The organism is Bacteroidota bacterium (assembly GCA_034723125.1).
Classification (GTDB): domain Bacteria; phylum Bacteroidota; class Bacteroidia; order CAILMK01; family JAAYUY01; genus JAYEOP01.
The window spans coordinates 2,142-5,598 of the sequence record JAYEOP010000043.1 but is presented as its reverse complement, the minus strand read 5'-3'; the positions used below and the strand labels follow the sequence as shown (position 1 = coordinate 5,598).

At 29.4% G+C, this 3,457-nt stretch carries 3 protein-coding genes; all 3 read right to left on the bottom strand.

All coding sequences use genetic code 11. From position 1 onward, the window contains the following. On the bottom strand, positions 1-530 hold a 530-nt coding region (locus tag U9R42_01520), incomplete at its 3' end, for an ArsR family transcriptional regulator (GenBank protein MEA3494694.1). A 460-nt stretch (positions 531-990) separates the two neighbouring features. Then, the gene (locus U9R42_01515) at positions 991-2,295 is read right to left on the bottom strand and encodes a nucleotide sugar dehydrogenase (GenBank protein MEA3494693.1); all 1,305 of its coding nucleotides are present in this window, start codon (positions 2,293-2,295) and stop codon (positions 991-993) included. A gap of 132 nt (positions 2,296-2,427) precedes the next feature. Then, positions 2,428-3,378: a Gfo/Idh/MocA family oxidoreductase gene (locus U9R42_01510; GenBank protein MEA3494692.1), complete on the bottom strand. Its 951-nt coding sequence runs from the start codon at positions 3,376-3,378 to the stop codon at positions 2,428-2,430. Positions 3,379-3,457: the final 79 nt, after the last annotated feature.

Genomic DNA, 3,457 nt, shown 5'->3' with positions numbered 1-3,457 from the left:
TCCTTCCAAAGAAGCAATAATTCTGATTTATCAATTTCTTTAATATATTTTTCAGATTCATCTTCTCCGAGAAGTAAAAATCGTATTTTTCTTTTAATAAGTTTTTCAGCTTTGTCAATTAACTTTAATAAAAAATCTCTATCAATATTTTCACCTACAAAAAGCAAGTCAATTATTTTTCCATCTTTTCCTTTAGCAAAATCACCAAGAAGATATACAAACTTCACTTTTCCAAGTTTAATTACTACTTCATCAATTATATGATCAAGTCCAATATATTTCAACAAAATATTATGTATGTCATTAAAAAGCGGATGCGATGTATTTGCATTAAATATTTTTTTATTTGCACTAAAATTAGATTTTAACAAGCCTGCATCTTCAAAGCGATTAAGTTCCAATCTAATAGCATTTGAAGACTCTCCAAACTCACTTTCCAAAGCACGCAAATACGAATTTGAGTTTGAGTTTAAAAAAAACTTTAATAAAAGTTTAATTCTTGTTTTGGATGTGATCAATGTATCAAGCATTGTTAATTATTTCAAACTTCTATACTTTTGAAGAATTCAGTAATCCGTGTATTGGAATCATTATTTTCTTTAAAGCTTCGCCCCCTCAGTTACATGAGTTCGTTACAAAGTGCCGATAATAAAGGACTTAACACAAGTGATTTTTAATGTACTTTTTGCACTTCTTTCCTTTCCATGTTATATACCCTTATTAAATGAGTAGCAAATTTACTCATTCTTTATTAATTACCAAACTTAATTGAACTTTTTTTCTTACTAAGACTATGGCAAGAATAAAACATTATTTTTCACTAATTTTCTTTATTAGTGCACTTATTCTTTTTTGTAAACTTGTTAAATTTTATCAACTAAGTCCATACTATCATTCCAAATATCATATTTCCGAAAATCTCTCATATTTTATATCTATACCTTTTAGTCTTAACCTTAGCCTTAGTTCTTAGTCTTAGCCTTAGTCATTCTACAAACTCCAATAATTCAATTCCTTAATTTTATTTCTGTAAATACCTTTTACATCAACAAAAATCCCATCTTTTGTTAAGATATTTTTAAATGTTTGTTCATCAATATCTTTGTATTCTTTATGAGATACAGCAAGAACAATTGAATCATATTTTGTACTAGGATTATTATCAAAAGGAGAATTTATTAAAGGAAACCCATATTCTTTTTTTACTTCCTCAGAAGAAGCATCAGGGTCAATAACATCCACTTTTACGCCATAAGATTTCAGTTCATTTACAACATCAGCAACTTTTGAGTTTCTAATATCAGATACATCTTCCTTAAAAGTAATACCCATTACTAATACCCTTGAAGCTTTAATGCTTTTATCAGCAGCAATTAACTTTTTCACTAATTGCTTTGCAACATAAAATCCCATAGAATCATTTACAAAACGACCTGAATTAATTATTTGTGGATGATAACGATATTCTTTTGCTTTATAGGACAAATAATATGGGTCAACTCCAATACAATGACCTCCAACGAGTCCCGGATAAAATTTTAAAAAATTCCATTTTGTACCTGCAGCTTCCAACACATCAAAAGTATTTATTCCCATTCGATTAAAAATTATGGAAAGTTCATTCATTAATGCAATATTTACATCACGTTGAGTATTTTCAATTATTTTTCCTGCTTCCGCAACTTTTATATTTGGGGCAGGGTGTACTCCTGCTTTAATAACAAGTTCATAAACTTTGGATACCATTTCAAGAGATTCTTTATCACAACCAGACACAATTTTCATTGTAGTTGTTAAGGTATTTACTTTGTCACCTGGATTTATTCTTTCGGGTGAATATCCTACTTTAAAATCTTTTTTAAATTTTAATCCTGAAATCTTTTCAAGAACAGGAACACAATCTTCTTCTGTTGCTCCTGGATAAACCGTTGATTCATAAACCACATAGTCTCCTTTTTTTAGAACTTTTGCAACAGTTTTTGTTGCAGATATCACAGGTGAAAGATCAGGCATATTGTGATCATCAATTGGAGTAGGAACAGCAACAATATGAAATGATGCTTCCTTTAAATCATCAATTTTAGATGTATAATTAATATCACAATCTTCAAAGTCCTTTGAATGAAGTTCACTACTTGGGTCAATTTTATTTCTCATTTTTTCAATTCTATCTTCCTTAATATCAAAGCCGACAACTGATATTTTTTTTGCAAATTCAATTGCAATAGGTAATCCAACATAGCCCAATCCTATTATTGACAATTTTGTTTCTTTACTTAGCAATCTTTCATAAATATTTTTCATTGCAATATTTTTATTGTTTTAATTTAATAGTTTTATTATTTATTTTAAAGTGTTTTAATTTTGGTGGCAAATGTAATAAGTTTTTTTTAATGACAAAGATAAAAACTAAGTCTTAGTCCATTCTCATTTCACAAATGGATGTTTTTCTCCTATTCTTTTATTAGGTTGAGCATTTCTTATGTGATGAACTATTTCAATACTTTTTTTTGCATCATCCATTCTCCAGCCATTCCCATTTAAAATATCCTGATACGTAAGTGTGTGAAGGTCTGTAAATCCACCGCTAAACTCTATTTCCTCATTTTCTACTTTTATTGAACGATATGTTCTTTGACCTTTTTGCCAGATTTGTTTCGGTATGTCATCAATTTCAAGACTTAAAAACCAACGTACACGTGCTTTTTCAAATTCTAAATATCCTGCGGCTCTATTTTCTTCCAAAACATGAACAATATTTTGTTGCAGTTCACCAAATATCCATCCAAGCATATCATAAAAATGAACTCCAATATTGGTAGCTATCCCACCTGATTTTGTTTTATCACCTTTCCAAGACATGTGATACCACCTTCCGCGACCTGTAACATAGGTTAAGTCAATATCATATTTTTCACTTCTATTATCTTTTTCAACTTTTTTCTTCAAAGTCGTAATTGCAGAATGATAACGCAATTGAAGAATATTATAAATATTTTTACCACTTTCCTTTTCAATTTCTTTTAATGCTTCAACATTCCATGGATTCAGAACTACAGGCTTTTCACAAATAGCATGAGCTTGATTTCTTAATGCTAACCTAATATGAGAATCGTGAAGGAAATTTGGAGAACAAATTGAGACGTAATCAATCTTATGTTTATCTTCTCTCCTTAATTTATCAAGATGGCGATCATATCGTTCAGGCTCAATAAAAAAATCCGATTCGGGAAAATAGCTGTCAATTATACCAACACTGTCAAAAGGATCAAGTGTAGCTATTAAATTATTATCGGTTTCTTTTATTGCTTTCATGTGGCGTGGAGCAATGTATCCCGCTGCTCCAATCAATCCAAAATTATATTTTGTTTTATTCATTTAAATCCAAATTTATGTCTCCAGTAAAAGTAGCAAATATCTAAATTTTTTATGTCTTACTTGGGTTTTGTTTCTTTTT